Genomic DNA, 21,356 nt, shown 5'->3' on the forward strand with positions numbered 1-21,356 from the left:
GATACAGTACAGGAGTGCGACGCAAGGGACGATCAATAGTAGCAATGCAGCCGGTTACACAATAAAAAAAAAGGAGCATTGAAAATGCTCCATTCATGTTTTAACGGTTGTTGTAAAGGCTCTTCTGTTAGTCTAAATTCCAATATAAACTTTGTCATTGCCATTGCCTTTTACCACAATGCCGCTTTGCATTTGCAACTCACTTCCTTTGGTGTTGTAAGTAAGTGTGTAAGAAACCTCCAGGTGTTCTTTGTTGTCAAAAACATTTGAAATGCTTACCGTTTGGGCTATGGCCTCCTGCATGCTGGGGTACTGCTGCAGCATTTGTGCATCGAAAGTTTTATCCCAAACCTTCTTCCTGCTTTTGCCATTTACTTTTTCAATAACAATATGCACGCCGGCAAAGGTATTATGGTAAATATCTGCTGCATAATTGCCTTCTTTATACAAGGCAAACGATACGCTTTTTTCAACTGGTTTGGCTGGTGTCATAAGAGCAATCACCTGTTTGCCCATAGCAGCTATTGCAAGTACCATTGCAACCGTAACATATAACAAGTGCTTTTTCATAATAAATGTGTTTGACTTAATATTGGCAAAGGGCATGACGATGTTGGTTAAAAACTGTTAACCACGCAACGAAAGGCGTAAATGCGCTGATGAGCGGTAAAATAAAAGGGATGAACTGTTATTGACTAAAACACTTAAAACCGGTACACGCATATGGGTTGTTCGCTTTCGATACAAAAACTGTTTCGCAGTGATACAACCGGTGCTTTTCTCAATCGTTAACACGCACCTTTACGGATCAGACAACGATGTAAACGGTCAGTAAACTTTTTGCTTTTCCTTAAACATTTTGCAGCAAGATTAATTGCAGTAATTTCGTTGCGCCTTATTATTTATAACAGGGCATAATTATTGCCGTACACGCACCGACTATGAAGAAAGCTATCTTATTTGCTATTACCCTGCTCACCGTTATTGCTACAAATGCTCAAAGATTTCACGTTAACCTACTGGGTGGTGTTTCCAACTATGCAGGAGAACTGGAGGATAAAAGTTTTACGTTACAACGGGCAAAACCAGCCGTGGCGCTGGGTTTAAGCTACGAGCTTACCAATAAGCTCTTCTTACGCGGACAATTTACGTATACCAACCTTGGCGCCGATGACAAGAACTCGAAAATCTACAGCCACATCATACGCAACCTAAACTTTAAAACCATATTGCAGGAAGTAAACCTTGTGGCAGAATACGATATTTTGGATAATTACACGCATAAGCTGGTACCGTACGTGTTTGCCGGTGTGGGTGTTTACAGGTTTAGCCCTTACACATTCGATACACTGGGCAGAAAAGCTTTCCTGCGGGGGTTGCGTACAGAGGGGCAGGGTTTACCAAATTATCCTGACCGCCAGGTGTACCGGAGAACGCACATCAATATTCCTGTTGGGGGAGGTGTAAAACTTGCATTGAGCGATAATATTAAAGTGGCCGCAGAATTCAGCCTGCGCAATCTTTTCACCGATTACCTGGATGATGTTAGTACAAATTATCCGGATCTGGATTTACTCGGTTCGCGCAGTGCCATGTTATCTTATCGTGGCGATGAATTAAAACCACCGATCCCCTTCCCGGGCGAAGGCGCACTAAGAGGTAATCCTGATCAGAATGACGCGTACTATTTTCTCATGTTCCGCATTTCTTACCGCCTGCCTTTTGGCAATAGCTCTCAAAACAAAACTTCCGGTAAATATTATAAAAATTGCCCGCCCGTTAAGTTGTAATTTTTTTGTAACCGGCATGGGTGCTTCGTGGCGTCGCCTGTTGTGTCACTCTCTTGTACGTTCCGTTGTTATGGCAGCTGTAGCGATCTGTTTATACAAAGGCATTCATAACACAACCATTTAAACGTTGGTGGAAGTACCCAAACAAACATCTTCTTACTACCTGTTACTGATACAAAAAATAGCCGCCTCAAAAGGCGGCTATTGTGTTTTATGTTTGTTGAATCTTTACTTCAATACAATAAATTTCAGGCGACCGATTACAGCACCATCCTGCTCTACGTTTACAAAATAATCGCCGGTTTTTAATTCTGCCGCCCTCGTAAGCCTGTAAGCAACATCACCTTTCTGCCTGTTACCCAGGTTATAGGTCTGTACTGCATTGGCCGTACGGTCGTAGACTTTCAATATTACATTACCATCTTTTACCAGGTTAAACTTCACGGTAGAAACACCGCCATTTACCGGGTTGGGAGACATGGTAATATTTGTTTTGAAATCTGCCGCCACAATGCTGCCCGGCGCAGCAGCACCAATACCTACTGCATAAAACGCATTCTTCACCTGTGCTACTTCATTGGATGATGCGCCGTACAGGTCTGTTGCAGCATTGATACATGCCACACGCCAGTCAGCATAATTAGATGAAGAAACCAGATATACGCTTTGTGAGCGATACAGAATCTGGTCTGCCTTACTCAAACCTAATCCCTGCACGCTGTAAGCATCTCCTTTATCATTGGTGCCTGTACCACCATCTACCAGCAGGTAAAACATAAAGTTTCCTACACCGCTTAAGATGTGTACGTCTGCACCGGCTTTCCAAAATGTTCCGCCATAAGTATCCGGCTGCTGGTAAGCATTAGGGTTGCTCATGTCGCGTATAAACCATGCCATGTCATTGCTAAGGCGCCAGTCTTTGTCTGTTGGTTTTGTCCAGAACTGAACTGATTTACCCATAATGTCGCTCAGGCTTTCGTTCATACCACCAGATTCGCCGCTATATACGAGGTTGCAGGTATATTCAGTAACACCGTGTGTTAACTCATGACCGGTAACGTCAATACCTGTAACACCCTTGTTTTTATTGGCAGCACCGGAACGTTTACCGTAGTTCATTGCTGTTCCGTCCCATGATGCGTTGTCCCTGTACAAGAAACCACCTTTATTTACATAGCTGTACAAAGCCAGTCCATTATTGTCAAGACTGTTGCGGTTAAAATTTGTTTTGTAAAAATCATAGGTCATTTCAACACCCCAATGTGCATCCAGGCCATTCTGATCCGGCAGTGCAAGGTTCCAGTTTGCAGAGGGACTGGTAATTTCTGCTCTGTTTTTTGCATTCCTTGTTATAATGCCCAGCCCGCGGGAATAATCCCTTAGCCTGTAAGCATTTGCGCCTGTCTGGTCTGAGTGGATAGTTTGCGTGCCGCTGTATAAAGTGTTTGCCGTACCAACAGCATCTGTTGTATGCATTCTTTCGCGCCTGCCAATTACCGCGCCTGTTTGTGCATCTATAAAATAATAAGCACGGCTTATCTTCGGTTCCTGGGTGTATACATCTACTTTGTACGCCAGCTTTAACGTTGATGCGTTCAATACATCATTTTCATTGTACCAAACCTTTACAGCTTTTGGATAATACGTTGCGGCAATGCCTTCCTGGTCTTTCAATGCACTTTCCATATCTGCATCCTGCCATGCAAAAACGGTGGCACCCGTATGCCGGATTGCTTTTGCAACAGCATCTGCGCCGGCAATTGTCTTGAGTGCAAGTTTCGAAGACAGGTCAGCATTGAAGTCTGTTACCAGTGATGAGCTGACTGATACGAGCTTACCATCTTTTACATGTGCCACCAGCATGGTGTTCTCTACGCGTACACCTGCGTACGTTTGGTAAAACCGGTAATGTGTAAAACCTAGCTTATCTGTTTCTGTACTGTAGAGCACCAGATCTGATTTGTCGTTAAGGCCTAAAACTGCTTTTGCAGATCTGGCATTAAATGGCACCTGTTCTTTGTCAGTAAAAACAGCATACTGTTTGGAAATACCTTTCTCTCCTTTAATAGCAGGCAGCAGGCTCTTTTGAGCGTCGGCCTGCATCAGCAGCGCAAGCAAACCCAACGTAAGTAAATGTTTCTTCATTTTGATTTGAATTTATAGAGGAATAAATTTTGCACGTATAAGATCATTGTTGTTATATAGTTATCTTCCGGGTCCTGTAAAGGTCGCCTGGTTCAAAAAAAGTCATCGCATAGCACTGGTGCATACCGTAGCCTGCTGCATACGGTTAACGCATTATCCATCTTTATCGATGGCAATTAAATCCGGGAAAATTTACAATCGGAGTTTGCAGCTACTTTTGCTTCAAAAGGTAACAGACAATTTTGTGTTGACGGAACTAAAATAAGAAAGTTTGTATTCAATTAAACAAATGGTAAAAAAATAATACTAAAAGAAAAAAACAGCAGAGTTGATTGAATTATATTTTTTTTTCATCTAACAGCACTTTTGTAATCTCGTTGAGTTGGTGCACCTTATTGGTAAAATCTCCTTTTAGACTGTTCCTTATCTGCTGCAGGTTTTCAAGTACATCTTCCAGTTCTTCGGGGAGCATTTCGTTGAATACTTCTTTTAAACGCTTTGCCACTGTTGGCGATTTTCCATTGGTGGAAATTGCAAGTTTGAGGTTTCCTTTGGTTACAACAGAGCCAAGATAAAAGTCGCAAAGTGCCGGCTTATCTGCAACGTTTATGAGTTTGCCTTTTGCTTTGGCATCGTTCCTTATAATTTCGCTGGTGGGTATATCATTAACCGCGGCTATAACAAGATCGCAACTATCCAGGTAAGACGGATGGTAAGCACCGGTAATAATCTCTACGGTATCATATTTAATTGCCTCTTCCCTGAATACATCAAACACTTCTCTTGCCACCACAGTAACTTTTGTTGCCGGTGCATTGTTTACAATTGCCTGCAGTTTTTCCAGCGCCACATTGCCGCCACCTATTAATAACACACGCATTTGCTCGAGTTTGAAGAACACGGGGAACAAGTTGTTGACACCTGATTTGGCTGCTTCAACCGGAGGATGAGAATGGATATGATCACTCATAGATGCAAATTACACCAACAACTTTAAGTGACGCATTTTAAAATCATCTTTCAAAATATTCCGTTAGTATAATGCTGGCGAAATGGTGAACGTAATTGGTTGGCAGCGATTGAAGCTGGATTTGTATACGCTGTTTGAACCGGGGAAAGCTGAATAAAGTGATAGAGTATAAGTGAGTGACACAACAGGAGCCCGATATATGTTCTGCAGCCGGTTAACAAAAAAATCTTTTCGTATATAACCGCACCTTGCTCCCTCCCAGGATTGAGAGGGATGCGGGGTTTGGTTTATAGTCAACACATGAGAGACGCAATGAAAGCTGCATTTGCAATCATCATTTACACGATCCCTTCACGCATTATGAAATCACCGAAACTTTCTTTCTGCAACCGCTTTGTTTTAAAGCTTTCGAGCAACACATCCAGTTCTTTCAATATGGCAGCTTCGTCGAGATTTTCTTTATAAATTTTATTTAACCGGTATCCTACAGCATCTGCACCAAGATACATGTTATAATGACCCAATGCTGTGCCGATAAAACCTATTTCTGATATGTACGGCCGTGCGCAACCGTTGGGGCAACCGGTCATGCGAATGGTAATACCTTCGTCCTGTAAACCGTGTTTCATCATCACTTCGTCAATCTTATCAATCAGTGATGGCAAATAACGTTGTGCTTCTGCCAGTGCCAGGGGGCAGGTGTTGAGTGCCACACAGGCCAGTGCACTTCTTCGTAAAGCTGATGCTTTTTCTGTTTGTGCAATAACACCGTATTTTGTCAGCACTTCATCAACAAAAGCTTTGTCTTCTTCTTTAACATCACCAACAATAAGGTTTTGATTGCTTGTAAAACGGAACATTGCTTTACCACTTTCCGCAATTTCGAGACAGGCCTTTTTAAATTGAACGTTATCGTCGTCATACAATCTTCCGCTTTCAACAAACATGGTATAGTACCACAGGCCTTCATGGTTTTGCTGCCAGCCATACCAGTCATCTCTTGTGGTAAATACGGCGGGTTTTGCAGGCTGAAACGTAACGCCTGAGCGCTTTTCAACTTCGGCCCTGAACACATCTACCCCTACCCTGTCCATGGTATATTTTAAGCGCGACAACTTCCTGTCTGTACGGTTGCCGTAATCTCTTTGCGTGGTAGCTATCTCATACACAACTTTCTCCAGGTCTTCTACTTTTATAAACCCGAGCACTGATGCAAGCCTTGGATAGGTATCCGGGTTACCGTGCGTGGTGCCCATACCGCCACCGGCTGCAATGTTGAAGCCAATAAGTTTATTGTCTTCGATAATGGCGATGATGCCCACATCATTTGTAAATACATCTACATCGTTGTATGGCGGGATAGCAATAGCGATCTTGAATTTTCTCGGCAGGTAACGATCCTGGTACAGGTTGTCCTCTTCATTCACTTCAAGCAGTTTTTCTTCATCGAGCCATATTTCGTAATAAGCTCTTGTTTTTGGCAAAAGCAGGTAGCTGATCTTATCAGCGTACTGAAAAACTTCTTCGTGTATAGCAGAAAATTTAGGATGCGCACTGACCATTACATTCCTGTTTACATCTCCACATGCGGCAATAGAATCAAGCTTCATGCGGTCAAATGCTGCGATGGTAGGTTTTATGTGCGATTTTAAAATACCATGCAATTGTACGGTTTGCCTAGTGGTAATTTTTATTACGCCGGTAGAATGCTCACCGGTTATATTGTGCAATGCAATCCACTCCGCCGGTGTCAACCTGCCGCCCGGCAGGCGTAACCTTATCATGAAAGAATACAGCCGCTCCAGTTTTTTTGTTGCCCGCTCTTCTCTTCTGTCCCTGTCATCCTGCATGTACATGCCATGGAACTTGATCAATGTCTGATCATCTTCGCGGATGGCACCTGTATGCTCATCTGACAAACTTTCTTTAAGTGTACCACGTAAACCATCACTCGATTTTTTAATACGTTCTACCGGTGTCTGGTTGCCCCCTACTTCAGAAAGCGAATACTGCTGCGTATAAATAAAACTTAATCTCATTTGTTTGCTTTTACTGGTTACTGTTCACTTATTTCTATCGCTCTCCCTAATACACATCTTTATGATACCTGCCGGCTTCCTTCATGGCAGCGAGGTACTCCTCAGCAGCGTCTGCTGAAACATTCTTCTCCTGCGCAATGATGTTGAGTAATGTTTTTTCAACATCGTAACTCATGGGGTCTTTGCAACCACAGATGTATAGCTGTGCACCACCTTCCAGCCATTCAAACAACTCTTTTGCATTTTGCTGCATCTTATGCTGTACATAGATCTTTTCCTGCTGATCGCGGGAAAAAGCAAGGTTCAGCCTGGTAAGCACACCGGTATCGCGCAGGCCCTGTAAGTCTGTCTGGTAAAGAAAGTCTGTAACAAAATGCTGATCACCGAAGAAAAGCCAGTTGCGGCCACTGTCGCCTTTTGCATCACGCTCAAAAAGAAATGAGCGGAAGGGTGCAATACCTGTACCCGGCCCAACCATGATTACATCTGTTGTAGCATCCGGCAGCCTGAAAGCATTGTTCTTTTGTATATACACCTGCAGTGGCTCGTTTTCTTTTAACTGTGCCAGGTAATCTGAGCACAATCCAAAACGTGTTTGCCCGTCTATACAAAAATTATCACGGCTTACGGTAATGTGCACCTCATTCCCGCCATGTGCTGCCGGCGATGATGCAATGGAGTATAACCTTGGCGCTATTGGCTCCAGTATTGCAACCAGTTGCTGTATGTTCAGCTTTTTATCTGAAGGATATATACGTAACAGGTCGGCAAGGTCCATGCGTATATTCGGAATTTCTTTTCCTGCAATGTTTGCATACTGCTGAATGATTCTCTCCGGCAGGTATTGAATATTGATTTTACCTGCAAACATTTCTTCTGCTTTATAAGCATGCTCCCTGAAAATGAATTCCTCATTGCCTTTCAGCGACAGTAATTCAAGAATTTTCTTTACGCCGGCAGCACTGTTTTTTGGCACAATGCCCAATGCATCTCCGGGCTGGTAAACAATCGGCTCGTCGGTAGCTATCTCTATATGGTAGGTCTCTTTATTGGAGCCACGATCATTAAGGTTAACGGTAGCCACTACGTTTGCATCATACAGTTTCTTACCTGATTTTGCCGGCTTAGCTTTTACGGCACCATTGGTGGCAGCGCCGGTACCTACGGCCAGTGCTGCCGTAATCAGTTCATCTATCCATGTATCTGCATCTGCTTCGAAATCTGTGTCGCATTTCTTCATGGAAACAATTCTGCGGCCACCAAGAGCATGCAGGCGCTTGTCCACGTCTTCGCCGGCTTTGCAGAACAACGGGTAGGCTGAATCCCCCAGCGCCAGCACGCCGTATTTCAATTGCGACAACGATATATCCTGCTGGTGTATATGATCGTAAAATTTCTTTGCCGCGGCTGGTGGTTCGCCATCACCCTGAGTGCTTATTACCACGATCATGTGCGATTCTTTTGCAAGATCATTTAAACGATATTGGTCCAGGCTTTTAATTTTTGCCTGAATACCCTGTTTCTTTAAACGGTTACCAAAATCTACCGCTACTTTCTTTGAATTACCGGTTTCTGTACCATACACGACGGTACACGCCGGCATTACAAAAGAAGCATCCTGCACAAATTCTGTAACTGGTTTCTCTTCTGCTATGGGTTGCGCGGAGAGCGCGGCAATATAGCCGCTTATCCACATCAGTTCATCTCTTGATGCACCTTTCGCCAACTCCTGTAACAACTGTAACTTAGGCCCTGCTAACATGTGTCTCCTGTATATGATTGATCAATGAAATTAATTCCGGGTTATCCTGTAATGGTTTAAAGTAATGTGCCCGCTCCATACTATTTGCCTGCCACTTAAACTGTTTGTACAAGGCTGTCACCTTGCCCATTATTACCAGCGAGGGACTTAAAAAAGCTTCCGGTTTTTCGGCGGTTTCAAAACCCTGCAGTGTAAATTCATGCACATGCTGCAATGGTGTGGTGGCCTGCTCTACAACAAGAAATGGAATGGAAGCATCTGCTCCGTGCTGCAGCAACCTGTTTACCAGTTGCTGCAAAGCATTACCGGTCATATAAAACACCAGTGTGTCCTCAAAAGTTGCCAACTGCTTCCAGGCATCATCTGCTATGGCTGTATGCTGGTAATAGGTAAGCATACGCACACCGGTTGATAAACCCCTGGCCGTAAGCGGTACACCTGTTGCCGCTGAAGCGCCGGATGCAGCTGTAATACCCGGTATTATTTCGTAAGGAATATTGTTTTCGTTCACAGCTATAAGCTCATCCAGAACATTGGAATAAAAGGCTACATCTCCACCCTTTAGTCTTACAACATTCGGGTAGGCCGAGGCAAACTGAACAATCAGATCATTGATCTCGTATTGAGGAGTAGAAGCGTTACTCCTGCCCTGCTTCCCTACAGGTATCACAATTGCCGCCGGGTTAACATATTCGCTGATAATCTCACTGCTTACCAGCCTGTCTGTGATCACCACTGCTGCTTTGGCTAAAACTTTAGCAGCCTTCACGGTAAGTAAATCCGGATCACCAGGCCCTGCACCTATAAAAAAAACTTTACCAAAAACCTGCTTAACCATTAGTCCACAATTTTAGTAGATTAATAAATAAAATAAAAAGCCCTACCCTCCCGGCCGAAAAACACACCTGCTTACAACACATTTCTGCCACATCATTTTTACATAATGCAGTAGTGGTAAAGATGTTTGCCGGCAGTGCCATGTTTCGAAAATAAGTTTGATGGAATTTGCTAAACTGAATATCTGATCTGCTATCGTAATGTGTATTTAACAACAACACAAACAACAACGTTTGCAGATCATGCGTTGCATGGGGCAACAAGACTGAAGATGTGTGAGTTTAGCCATTAGTCTACCAGATTGGTGGTGCAAAGAAACACGATAATGAATAGTCTACCAAATAAATAGAAAATATTCACGTGAAAAATAAGCTAACATTTGTTCGAACCCGGCCCACACTTTTCACCTGCATTACTTCCAGAAAAACCGGATTTAATGGTTGTTTCAGCTATAGTCTTCATGGCATCGCCTGTTGTGTCACTCACTTCAGCGTTCCGTTTGCATGGCGGCTGCAGCGCTCCGGTTAAACAAGGCCGCTATGCAACAAATGGTTACTTCGTTTACACACAAAGACAGTTGCGCATAATTCACCTCTTGTCAGCATAAAGATGCTGTTCACATAAATTAACTACTGCTCATCTGTTTTCACCGGCAATTTTGTTTGTACCAAAGGATTAACCTGTAACATCTGTTGCACATAATCGTTCAGCATCAAAACCATTATTACCAGCATTATGAAACTCGGCCCTGTTATATTAACTGCATTGATATGTTTGTCTTTTGTTGCATCTGCGCAAAAGACACCACAAAGAACGCTGGAGGCAAAACGCACCAACAGCACCATAAAAATTGATGGTCTTATAAAAGATTCGGGCTGGCAGGATGCTGCAGTAATGACCAACTTTGTCTACTTCCGGCCTACAACCGGTGCCCGCGAAGAATATGCCAACAGAACCGTTGCGTACATGATGTACAGCGATGAAGGCATTTACTTTGGGGGCTTTTGTTACGAGCGCACCAAAGACAGTATTGCAACGCAGCTAACGGGTACACGTGATGGTTTTGGCACCAACGACTACATAGGCATCATCTTCGATACCTATAATGATAACCTCAATGGCTTCGAATATTTTGTTACACCACTCGGCGAACAGTGGGATGCTAAAATGAACCCGCCAAGCATAGATGGCGAGATGGAAGACTTTAGCTGGAACGGTGTTTGGAAAAGTGGCGCTGTAATAACAGACAGCGGCTGGAGTTTTGAAATGTTCATTCCATTTTCAGCCATACGCTTTGGAAAAAAAGAAGTGCAGGACTGGGGCTTCAACGTTACACGCCGCCGTAGAAAAACAGAGCAACAAAATACCTGGAACCCAATCGATCCCAATATCAATGGCTTTCTTACGCAGGAAGGCTTGTGGAAAGGAATATCGGATATAAAGCCGCCCATGCGTTTACAGTTTTCTCCCTATTTTTCCGTGTATGCCAATCATTTTCCGGCTAACCAGCAGGGTTTCAGCAACTGGACAAGCAGGGTAAACGGCGGGCTTGATGTAAAGTATGGCATCAACCAGGCTTTTACATTAGATGCCACGCTGATCCCGGATTTTGGCCAGGTTCAAAGCGATAACCAGGTATTGAACCTTACACCATTTGAAGTGAAGTATAATGAGTACAGGAATTTTTTTACAGAAGGTACAGAACTGTTCAGCAAAGGCAACCTTTTTTATTCCCGCAGAATTGGCGGCTCTCCGCTGCACATGTACGATTTTGCTGTTGACAGCAATGAAGCCGTGATCAAAAACCCTACAGAATCTAAACTCATCAATGCCACTAAGATTTCCGGCAGAACGCAAAACGGTTTTGGCATCGGTTTTCTGAATGCCGTTACCAGGGCGCAGTATGCAACCATCGAAAATACGGCTACAAAACAGGAAAGACAGGCACTTACAGACCCCCTTACCAACTACAATGTGTTCGTACTTGATAAAACGATGAAATATAACTCGAGTGTATCGCTTGTAAATACCAATGTATGGCGCAGTGGCAAAGATTATGATGCAAACGTTACTGCCGCGCTCTTTGAGTTGAACGACAAAAAGAATACCTATAATCTCGGTGGCAAACTAGCTACCAGCAACCGCTTTGGCTTGCTGCCCGATGGCAGCACTGAAACAGGTTTCAGCCATGAGCTGCATTTTAGTAAAACAAGCGGCCAGTTCAACTTTAGTCTATCACAGGAAAGAACAGATGCGAAGTTTACCAGCGACGATATGGGCTACTTTACCAACAACAATTTCCTGAACCACTACCTGTGGGTGCACTATACCTGGAACAAACCCAAAAACTGGTATAACCGCATCAATGTAAATTTCAACAGCAACATCAGCATATTGTCAAAAAAAATTGAACCGGTAAATGAAAAATACCAGTCTGCCGGTATCAATATCAACGCAAATGCACAAACAAAAAAGCTGTGGTTCTTTGGCGCGTTTATGGGCTATAATTTTTTACAAAATGACTTTTACGAGCCGAGGCAGCAGGGCTGGTATTTTAAACGCGGCGCGCAGGTGGTTACTGAGGCCTGGGTTGAAAGCAATGAGAGCAAAAAGTATTCATTCTTCATAGATGCTCTGTTTAGAAAAAGCATCAACTTTTATAACCAGTTTGGTTTTGACATAGCTGTTGGCCAGGAATACAGGGTAAACAATAAACTCAGTTTCTCTAACCAGTTAAACCTGCTGCCAAGATTCAACAACGTTGGGTACACATACATCAGCGGGAGCAGCAACATCAATTTTGCCAGGCGCAAAGTGAATACAATTGAAAATATCCTGAGTACCACTTACAGTTTCAGCAATAAGATGGGCATTACTTTTCGTGCAAGACACTACCTGAGTACCGTAGACAACAAAGAGTTTTTTATTTTACAGAAAAATGGGGAGCTGACGGCCAATGCCGGGTACCTGCCAGCAGCAAACCAAAATGCCAATTTCTTTAATATTGATATGGTGTACACCTGGCAGTTTGCACCGGGAAGCTTCTTAAATGTAGTATGGAAAAATGCCACGCAGTATTACACCAATGAGGTGGAAAGAAGTTACTTCAAAAACTTTCGCAATACCATTAGTTCAGATAATAACAACAACCTTTCTATAAAAGTGATCTATTTTCTTGATTACCTCAGTGTTAGAAAACAACTGCACGGCAACAAAACCGAACATAAATAATACTGGCTGCGGCTTATACTATTAGCGATGTATACACTGTGATCGCTTCAGTTGATTTGTTTGTTGCCGTACAAGAGTGCGACGCAACAACAGCTGCCATATATGCTGCAGCCGGCACCATACATAAATAACGGGTTCGCTTAGCAGTATGCCGATACAGTTTGCGAAATAAGTTATATGCATAAAAAACCCCGCCACTTTTACGTGACAGGGCGTCGTTAAAAAACGACCAGCATCTTTATTGCTTTACGCCTTCGTACGTCATACCCAAAGCGTTAATTTTTATTTTAATAACCCTTCCATCGGCATCGCGTGTAAAACTAACCGTAGAACCATCTGCGCTGCTAAAGGTATCTTTTGCATCTTTTACCGGTTCGAGTTCGCCGCTGTTGCCAAAAATTTTTACAACAACCTTCCCGTTTTCATTTACTATTTCGATCATTTCCACCATTCCCCCGCCGGTTTTGTATTTGCCCGCATAGTCTGCTGCATTAACGGATATGGCGGCATCTGCCGGTTTGTTAACAGCAAAATGATACTCTCCCGAACCAATTTTTACTTTTACATATCCATCTTCCTTACCCTCTACCTGCAGTTCGCTGCTGAGAGGATTACCACTTTCGGTAATGTCTTGCCCGCCCGCTGCAGGCAGCCATATTGTTGCTGTAGTGTTAGCGGGAATGGTAACATCCATGAACATCTTACCGGCTTCTATCTTCCAGCCGCTGCTGACGGTACCATAGTAGGTATTTAAAGTAGCGGAAGCATGGGTAAAGCCACCTCCTGTATGTGGCTGCACTTTGATGTGTTTGTAACCCACACCATCTTCATATGTATCAAGCCCCACCATTTTACGGTACATCCAGTCGCCAATGGCACCGTACGCATAATGGTTAAAAGAATTCATGCCAGGTGTTTGAAAACTGCTGTCAGGCTTTTGACCATCCCATCTTTCCCAAATGGTGGTTGCACCCATTTTTACGGGGTAAAGCCAGGAAGGATAGGTGTCCTGCAATAATAGTTTATAGGCTACATCCGTAAAACCGAAACGCGTAAGTACATGGCAGAGATAGGGCGTGCCGAGAAAACCAGTCGTTAAGTGATTGCCATAACTTTTTACATTATCTGCCAACCGCTGCGCAGCCTGCCTGCGCTGGTCTTCCGGCAGCATATCGAAGTTGAGCGCAAGCACGTATGCTGTTTGTGTGCCTGAAACAAGCCGGCCATTGCCGGTAACGTACTCTTGATTAAATGCGCTTTTTATGCGTTGCAACAAAGCAGTGTATTCAGTAACATCGTTTGTGTTGCCCAATACCTGCGCAGCATTAATAAGCAACTGTGTTGAGTTGGCATAAAAACATTGTGCAATCAGGTATTTATCTGTTACGGCTGCGCGGCCATCATTATCATCATCGGGGCGGTAGAAGAGCCAGTCGCCAAAATGAAAGCCCGTATTCCACAGATCATTCTTCGCTGTTTTCCTGATACTTTCGATATACGCTTTCATGCTGTTGTATTGATTTGCGAGCAGGCGTTTATCACCATAGGCAAGGTACATATTCCACGGTGCGATGGTTGCCACATCTGCCCAGCCTGCACTGCTGATGGCGGCACCCAGTACATTGGGAATGACAAATGGCACCACACCATTCTGCTGGTCGGCTTCAAGATCTTTCAGCCACTTGGCAAAGAAATTATCTACCCGGTAGTTGAAAGCAGCCGTGCGTGAAAATGCCTGTGCATCGCCTGTCCAGCCAAGGCGTTCATCACGTTGCGGGCAATCAGTTGGTACATCTAGGAAATTACCCAGCTGCCCCCATTTTATATTGTGCTGTAACTGGTTGATCATTGTATTAGACGTGGTGAACGAACCTGTTGGCTGCATATCAGAATACAAGACTACGGCTTCAAAATTTTCTGGCGTTATTTCACCGGGGTATCCTTCTACCTGGCAATAACGAAAGCCCTGCCATGTAAAATGTGGTTCGAATATTTCTTTTTCGCCACCTTTCAGAATGTAGTTGTTCTGAGCTTTTGCAGAACGCAGGTTATCCAGGTAAACATTACCATTTTTATCGAGCACTTCGGCATGCGAAAGGGTGATCTTATCGCCTGCTTTGCCTTTTACTTTTACCACCACCCAGCCAACCAGGTTTTGGCCAAAATCTATTACCTGCTCTCCTTTTGGCGTTTTAAATATTTTTACGGGTTTAAACACCTCGTGTTTTTTAACGGGTTCATTGTAAGTGGCTACCAATACATTCATCGGATAGTCCACGGCCTTTGCAGGTGTCCATCCGGTATCATTAAACCCGGCAGCAGACCAACCCTTTTTTTCTTTACGCGCATCAATTGTTTCTCCGTTATAAATTTCGGCGTATGTAATGGCGCCGGTAGCTGTTTTCCAGGAGCCATCAGAAACAACCGATTCTGCAGAGCCATCTGTGTAGGTGATATCCAGCTGAAAAAGCAGGGCAATATCTTTACCATAAACATTGGAAGAATTAGTAAACCCGATGATACCCCTGTACCAGCCACTGCCCAACACCACCCCGATAGCGTTATTGCCATTTTGCAGCATTTGCGTTACATCATAAGCCTGGTATTGTATCCTTTTCTGGTAGGCAGTCCAGCCCGGTGTAAGATATGCGTCACCCACACGTTTGCCGTTGATCTGCGCTTCGTACATACCATGCGCGGTGATGTACGCTACCGCCGAGGAGATTTTTTTCTTTGCGGCAAATTCTTTCCTGAAATAAGGACTGGGGCGCATTACCGAATCTTCTGTGTAGCCCGGTGCAATCCACCTGGCCTTCCAGTCGCTGGGGTTAAACAACGCGGTTTGAAAAAAAGCAGGCTCGCACCAGGCAGATGGTTTGCCTGTATTGTCCCATGCGCGTAGCTCAACTGTGTACCGTGTACCACTTTGCAGGGGTGCACCTTTGTACGCAACATGCACAGATGAATCGCTCATTACTTTGCCACTCTTCCACACATTACCTTTTGCCGAGTACACGAGTATTTCGTAAGCGGTTTGTGTTACATTTTTTCTTTTGTCTGCTATAAGTTGCCAGCTAAAGCGCGGCTGCGCTACATCGAGACCTATGGGGTTGGAAAGATTCTCGACCAGCACATGCTGTATTTTAAGTTGAGAAAAACCAGTAAAACAGCACAGCAGTGATGTAAAAAACAAAGCAATCGATTTCGTCATAGCTAAAGTTGAGGTTGTCAGCCAATTCTGATCAGTGGCCCAAAATAACACAGAAAAAATAAGCAACCATCATGTACTATCCTGTTAAAGATTGGTGGGCCGTACTGCAGGAATGCTATTAAACGTTCGTTGCGTCGCACTCTTGTACGGCAGATCGCTATGCAGCAGCGATACTGCATTGCTGACGGCGCAGCCCACATACTTTCTGGTAAGCTTGTTGCATAAACCAGTGTGAAAACAGGGATGCAGGCATTGCGCCGTTAATGTTTTTACATGCTATATTGATTGGATAGTTTGCTTACAGCGTAAGTGCTGCCAGTTTGCTACGTTTACCTATACTTATATTATTTGTATTATTAATAGCCATGCCTGCCATGTGTGGGCAAAAAGAACAAAAATTCTTTTTTTCGGCCATCTGTGAAATGCTGGAAATACCCTTTTCCTGAGGCTTCCCGTATCAGGTAAGTGGTAGTAAATGGTGGTTGCTTTTTTTTGTCATATAACAGATACAAGCTATCGTTTGAGGCTTCGTTTATACATATGCCGGAATAAATTACTGCACGGTTGCCATTACTTATGAAATAAGTGAAATGACCAGTTTTTGAAATCACGAAAGTGCGTGTATTTACAGTATCTTCATTCCATAGTACAAACATAGGATTGTCGAGAGCTTTCGTGTGGTTTACATTATTCTTTGTACCCTTACAAGCTGTTGCAAAAGCGATCAAAACAAAAATTATAATTGAATTTTTCATACAGGAATAATCTTTCACACGCTGTAATTCAAATCTTACATACTGAACAAGATATTATTGCAGCATCGCTGATGCATAGTGATACACCGTACAAGAGTGCGACGCAACGAAAGCTTCATTGAAATGCTACAGCCGGGCTCATTATTTATTTCCTGTATTTTTTTTCCTGTGCATCGTACCAGGCCTTCATTACAAAAAAAGCTTTTTTCTTTTTACCTGTTTCTGTGTATAAGCCCTTGCGGTTCCAGCCTTCCTGGTAGATCGGGTTTAAACGTTTGGGCGATCGAAAATCTACGAGTATCCATGGGGAAGTGCCCCGCAAGGCAGGAATACTGCTGATAAGTTTCAACTGGTTTTTGTAGAAAAGCTCCTGCATTTCTTCTGAAAAGCGCGTAGCACTGTCTGCATAAAACCCACCCAGGGCTTCTGCGCCAAACTCGCTTACCACAACAGGCTTGTCTGCCATAACATCAAACCGGTATTGCGGTATGTCAGCCGCATTCTGCCCATACCAGCCTATATATTCATTGAAAGAAATGATATCGAGTTTATCAGCCAGGTTGTCTGACAAGCGGAAAGTATTGGTGCTGTCGATGCCACCGAGTAGCGCGGCAGATACAAGGCGTGTGGTATCCATACGGCGTACATGGTCGGCAAGATCGCTCATGAATTTGAGCCGCGTATCTGTATTAGGCGTTTCGTTGCCGATTGACCAGATGATAACGCTGGCGCGGTTTTTATCACGGTAAATGAGTTCACTCATCTGCTGTTTGGCATTCTCATATGTAATGCCGTTATTGAATTCTACGTTCCAGTAAACAGGTATTTCTTCCCACAATAATAAGCCCATTTCATCTGCAAGGTGGCTTACATATTCGTTGTGCGGGTAATGTGCCAGCCTTACATAATTGCAGTTGAGTTCTTTGGCCCATGACAGCAACATTTTAAGATCTGCCTTGCTGCGTGGTTTGCCGGGTATAAATGGATTTTCTTCGTGCAAACAAACACCCCGCAAAAAGATTGATTTACCATTGAGCAAAATGTCTTTGCCGCGTGTTTCAATTGTTCTGAAACCTATGCGGTCTGTGGCGGTATCTGTATTGGCAAATATTTTAATGGTGTACAACTGCGGGTTTTCGGGCGTCCACAATTCTACATTCTTTATGGGAAAAATAAAAGTGGCGCGGCCGCTTGAATTGGTTGGTATTTTTATCTGCAGGTTTGCTTCGAGCACCTGCACCGTAATTTCCTGCGAAGTCTGCATGCCTTTTAGCTGCACGTAGCCGGTAAGATTCTTCATATCCTGGGTTAACTGCAGGCTATAGTCATTCACATATGTCTCGTTGGTTTCGGCAAGCACCACATCTCTTGTTATGCCGCCGTAGTTCCACCAGTCATAATTATCTGATGGTACATTTTCTGCATAACGCGTGTTATCCGTTTTTACAACAATAAAATTATCACCATCTGCAATCTTATCTGATATCTCGAACTGGAAAGGCGTAAAACCACCTTCGTGAGATCCTAAAAGACGGCCATTAAGGTATACCTCTGCTTTGTAATTGGCGGCGCCGAAGTTTAAAAAATATCTTTTACCATTTTGCGGGTGCGCTACAAAATCGCGCTGAAACCATACAATACCTTCATAATATTTCAGTTCTTCTTTCTGGGAGTTCCAGTCTCCGGGAACATTGATTGTTGGTGCGGTTGAAAAGTCATACTCAAGCAATTCGCTGTCGTTTTCCTGCTGTTTGTTCATAAAGAACTTACGTTCATCGCCGGTGTTGTAAGGGTCTACAATGTAGTGCCATTTACCATCTAGATTTGTGATATTCCGGCCTTTGATATTTTGTATGATATTGAAGTTAACCTGTGCAGACAGATTTGCCAACAACATAAAAATACCACAGAACAACAGGATGGATTTTTTCATAATATGCTTAAAAAAGTGAGCCATGAAAATAGGGATTAAAGCCATAAGATAAAGACAAAATTTTGTGCTGCCGGTTACGCCATAACACCTGCAATAAACGGCACAAATATGGCTTTATTGCAGGTAAACCTTAAATGGCCTGCATTACAAACGCTGCATAAAATCTTTCCTGTAACGGGATGGTGTAACCTGCTTTACTTTCAAAAACTGTTTATTGAAATTGGCAAGCGTATTAAAACCACTTTCATAGCAAATAGACTCGATTGTTTTCTGTGTGTCGATCAGTTGTTTGCAGGCATAACCAATGCGCACTTCGTTTAGAAAATCGATATATGTTTTTTTTGTACTTTTTTTAAAGTAGTTGCAAAATGCCGGAACGCTCATACCGGCATGTATGGCAATTTCATTCAGGGATATTGGCTCCTGGAAATAGTCGATGGTATATTGGTATATTTTATCAATGCGTTCTTTATGGCGGGTGTTGTATGCTTTTACTTCCTGCGTGGAAACAGTTTCAAAGCCCCTATGCTGCATGATCATATTCAGGCACTCGCAAAGTAGAATGATGCGTTCGAAGCCTTCAGCAAATTCAAGTTCCTCTATAAATGGTCTCAGGTATTCTCTGAGGTTGCCGTTTATTTTTAAACCCTGGTAAGAAATATCAAGCAACTGCCTGATGTGCCTGCTTTCCGGCAATTGAAGGAATTCTTTGCCCCAGAAGTCATCCCTGAATTGGATAACAAGGGCGCTTGTAATAATGTCTTTGCTAACCTTCTGAAATGTATGCGGAAGGTTTGAACCGAGAAAAAAAATGTCGCCCGTTTTAAATTCACCAATGTAATTACCGATGAAGCTGCTGCCCTCTCCTTCTTTAAACATGATGAGTTCGTATTCAATATGCTGGTGCCAGGGCACTTCAAAAAGCGGTGTGGTGTATGTTGTAGCAAGAAAAGAAGTGTTCTCACTCAACATTAATTTTTCAATTATCGGCTTCATTCCTGAACTATATTAAGCACAAATCTATTGTTTTATAAAATAGATAGTTAAAATAGTTTTAGTTTTAAAAAAGAAAGTGTAGGCTCGTGGCAAATCTCTTTAATACTTTTACCTTAAACGGGTAATCGGCAACTGATTTTCTAACGATTTTTAATAACCCCTTACAACAACCGGGTACAAGCTGTATGTTATTATTAGGCATAGATGTAGGAACCTCATCAATCAAAGTATCAGTAGTAGATGCACAAACACAACAAACGGTTGCGTCTGCAAATTATCCTGAAACGGAAGCAGAGATTATTGCACATAAAAGCGGCTGGGCAGAACAATCACCACTAAGCTGGTGGATGTTTTTCCAGGAAGCCCTCAGGAAAGCGCATGCTTCAAAAAACTATGATCCCAAAGATATTGCCGCCATCGGCATTGCTTACCAGATGCATGGGCTGGTAACAGTAGATAAAAACCAGAACGTACTGAGAGATTCAATCATCTGGTGCGACAGCCGCGCTGTGCCATACGGCGAAGCAGCGTTTAAAAGTATCGGGGAAGAAAAAAGCCTTGCACACCTGCTCAATTCGCCCGGCAACTTTACAGCGGCCAAACTTGCATGGGTAAAGGAAAATGAACCACAGGTGTACGAACGTATAGATAAGATAATGCTGCCTGGCGATTATATCGGCATGATGCTCACAGGAAGTATTACCACCAGCATCTCGTCTTTATCAGAAGGTATATTCTGGGATTTTAAAACCAATACACTTTCTGCAGATGTTATGCAGTATTTCGGGTTCGATAACAGCATTATTCCAACAATCAACAACGTCTTTAGCGAACATGGTTATATTACCGAAGCCGTTGCTAACCTCTTACAACTTAAGCCTGGTATTCCTGTGGCTTACAAGGCAGGCGACCAGCCCAATAATGCACTCTCGTTAAATGTGCTTGAACCCGGCGAAGTTGCAGCTACTGCCGGCACATCCGGCGTTATTTATGGCGTAAGCGACCAGCTTGCGTACGATCTGCAATCCCGTGTAAACAGCTTTGCGCATGTAAATTATACACCGGCGCAAACGCGCATTGGCATCCTGCTTTGCATTAATGGTACGGGTATTTTAAACAAATGGCTCAAAAACATTGCAGCCGCCAACGCTTCGTACAGTGCACTCAACGAAGATGCAGCCAAAGTAAACATTGGCAGCGATGGTTTGTACATTATACCATTTGGCAATGGCGCAGAACGCATGCTGAACAATAAAATTCCGGGTACACATTTACACAACATAGATCTTAATAAACACAGCACGGCGCATTTGTACCGCGCCGGACAGGAAGGTATTGCATTTGCTTTCAGGTATGGTCTGGATATTATGCGCGAAAACAAAATGAATCCTTCTGTCATTCGTGCAGGCAAAGCCAATATGTTTTTGAGCAGTGTATTTACTGATGCGTTTGTAAACGTAACCAATACACCTGTGGAGTTGTACAACTGCGATGGCAGTGTGGGTGCCGCCCTGGGCGCTGGTATTGGTGCCAATGTTTTCAGCAGCGCGAAAGAAGCTTTTGCCAACATGCAGCAGTTACAAACGGTAACACCAGACGGTAACAATGCATACGAAGAACATTACCAGCAATGGAAAAGTTATTTGCAAAAAGACCTGTCGTTTTAGTACAAAAGCAAAGAAGGTTT

General features: G+C 43.4%; 13 protein-coding genes. 3 read left to right on the plus strand and 10 right to left on the minus strand.

From position 1 onward, the window contains the following. Nucleotides 1-132 precede the first annotated feature (132 nt). Complete coding sequence (locus I5907_RS17560; RefSeq protein ID WP_196992104.1) at nt 133-570, minus strand: hypothetical protein; 438 nt, start codon at nt 568-570, stop codon at nt 133-135. A 371-nt stretch (nt 571-941) separates the two neighbouring features. On the opposite strand from I5907_RS17560, the gene I5907_RS17565 reads away from it, so the two are divergent. Then, the gene (locus I5907_RS17565) at nt 942-1,790 is read left to right on the plus strand and encodes a DUF6089 family protein (RefSeq protein WP_196992105.1); all 849 of its coding nucleotides are present in this window, start codon (nt 942-944) and stop codon (nt 1,788-1,790) included. A 228-nt stretch (nt 1,791-2,018) separates the two neighbouring features. Here I5907_RS17565 and I5907_RS17570 read toward each other — a convergent pair whose 3' ends face one another. From I5907_RS17570 to cobA, 5 genes are all read right to left on the minus strand, one after another. Beyond that, nucleotides 2,019-3,935 (minus strand): M4 family metallopeptidase, encoded by a 1,917-nt coding sequence (locus I5907_RS17570; protein WP_196992106.1) that lies wholly within the window; start codon nt 3,933-3,935, stop codon nt 2,019-2,021. Between the two features lie 337 nt (nt 3,936-4,272). Next, nucleotides 4,273-4,905 carry a precorrin-2 dehydrogenase/sirohydrochlorin ferrochelatase family protein gene (locus tag I5907_RS17575; RefSeq protein WP_196992107.1) on the minus strand — a complete coding sequence of 211 codons (633 nt, stop codon included), beginning with the start codon at nt 4,903-4,905 and terminating at the stop codon, nt 4,273-4,275. A 338-nt stretch (nt 4,906-5,243) separates the two neighbouring features. Further along, a complete protein-coding gene (cysI, locus tag I5907_RS17580) occupies nt 5,244-6,944 on the minus strand; it encodes an assimilatory sulfite reductase (NADPH) hemoprotein subunit (RefSeq protein ID WP_196992108.1) in 1,701 nt (566 codons plus the stop codon). 46 nt (nt 6,945-6,990) lie between these two features. Further along, nucleotides 6,991-8,706 carry a diflavin oxidoreductase gene (locus I5907_RS17585; protein WP_196992109.1) on the minus strand — a complete coding sequence of 572 codons (1,716 nt, stop codon included), beginning with the start codon at nt 8,704-8,706 and terminating at the stop codon, nt 6,991-6,993. After that, a complete protein-coding gene (cobA, locus tag I5907_RS17590; RefSeq protein WP_196992110.1) occupies nt 8,690-9,544 on the minus strand; it encodes a uroporphyrinogen-III C-methyltransferase in 855 nt (284 codons plus the stop codon). The genes I5907_RS17585 and cobA overlap by 17 nt, the downstream gene beginning before the upstream one ends. Nucleotides 9,545-10,278: 734 nt before the next feature. Here cobA and I5907_RS17595 point away from each other — a divergent pair. Continuing rightward, on the plus strand, nt 10,279-12,774 hold the full coding sequence (locus I5907_RS17595) for a DUF5916 domain-containing protein (RefSeq protein WP_196992111.1): 2,496 nt from the start codon (nt 10,279-10,281) through the stop codon (nt 12,772-12,774). A 238-nt stretch (nt 12,775-13,012) separates the two neighbouring features. On the opposite strand, the gene I5907_RS17600 is transcribed toward I5907_RS17595, so the two are convergent. The 4 genes from I5907_RS17600 to I5907_RS17615 form a co-directional block, all read right to left on the minus strand. Then, the gene (locus tag I5907_RS17600; RefSeq protein ID WP_346266792.1) at nt 13,013-15,907 is read right to left on the minus strand and encodes a family 78 glycoside hydrolase catalytic domain; all 2,895 of its coding nucleotides are present in this window, start codon (nt 15,905-15,907) and stop codon (nt 13,013-13,015) included. Nucleotides 15,908-16,341: 434 nt separating this feature from the next. Further along, nucleotides 16,342-16,740, minus strand: a complete 399-nt coding sequence (locus I5907_RS17605; protein WP_196992113.1) for a hypothetical protein — start codon at nt 16,738-16,740, stop codon at nt 16,342-16,344. 145 nt (nt 16,741-16,885) lie between these two features. Next, nucleotides 16,886-18,673 (minus strand): glycoside hydrolase family 2 protein, encoded by a 1,788-nt coding sequence (locus tag I5907_RS17610; protein ID WP_196992114.1) that lies wholly within the window; start codon nt 18,671-18,673, stop codon nt 16,886-16,888. A 144-nt stretch (nt 18,674-18,817) separates the two neighbouring features. After that, nucleotides 18,818-19,669, minus strand: coding sequence for an AraC family transcriptional regulator (locus tag I5907_RS17615; RefSeq protein WP_196992115.1), 852 nt, complete (start codon nt 19,667-19,669; stop codon nt 18,818-18,820). Nucleotides 19,670-19,854: 185 nt separating this feature from the next. Between I5907_RS17615 and I5907_RS17620 the strand changes: the two genes are divergently transcribed. Further along, on the plus strand, nt 19,855-21,336 hold the full coding sequence (locus I5907_RS17620; RefSeq protein ID WP_196992116.1) for a xylulokinase: 1,482 nt from the start codon (nt 19,855-19,857) through the stop codon (nt 21,334-21,336). Nucleotides 21,337-21,356 lie beyond the last annotated feature (20 nt).

The sequence above is a fragment of the Panacibacter microcysteis genome (genome assembly GCF_015831355.1).
In the GTDB taxonomy this organism is placed as follows: domain Bacteria; phylum Bacteroidota; class Bacteroidia; order Chitinophagales; family Chitinophagaceae; genus Panacibacter; species Panacibacter microcysteis.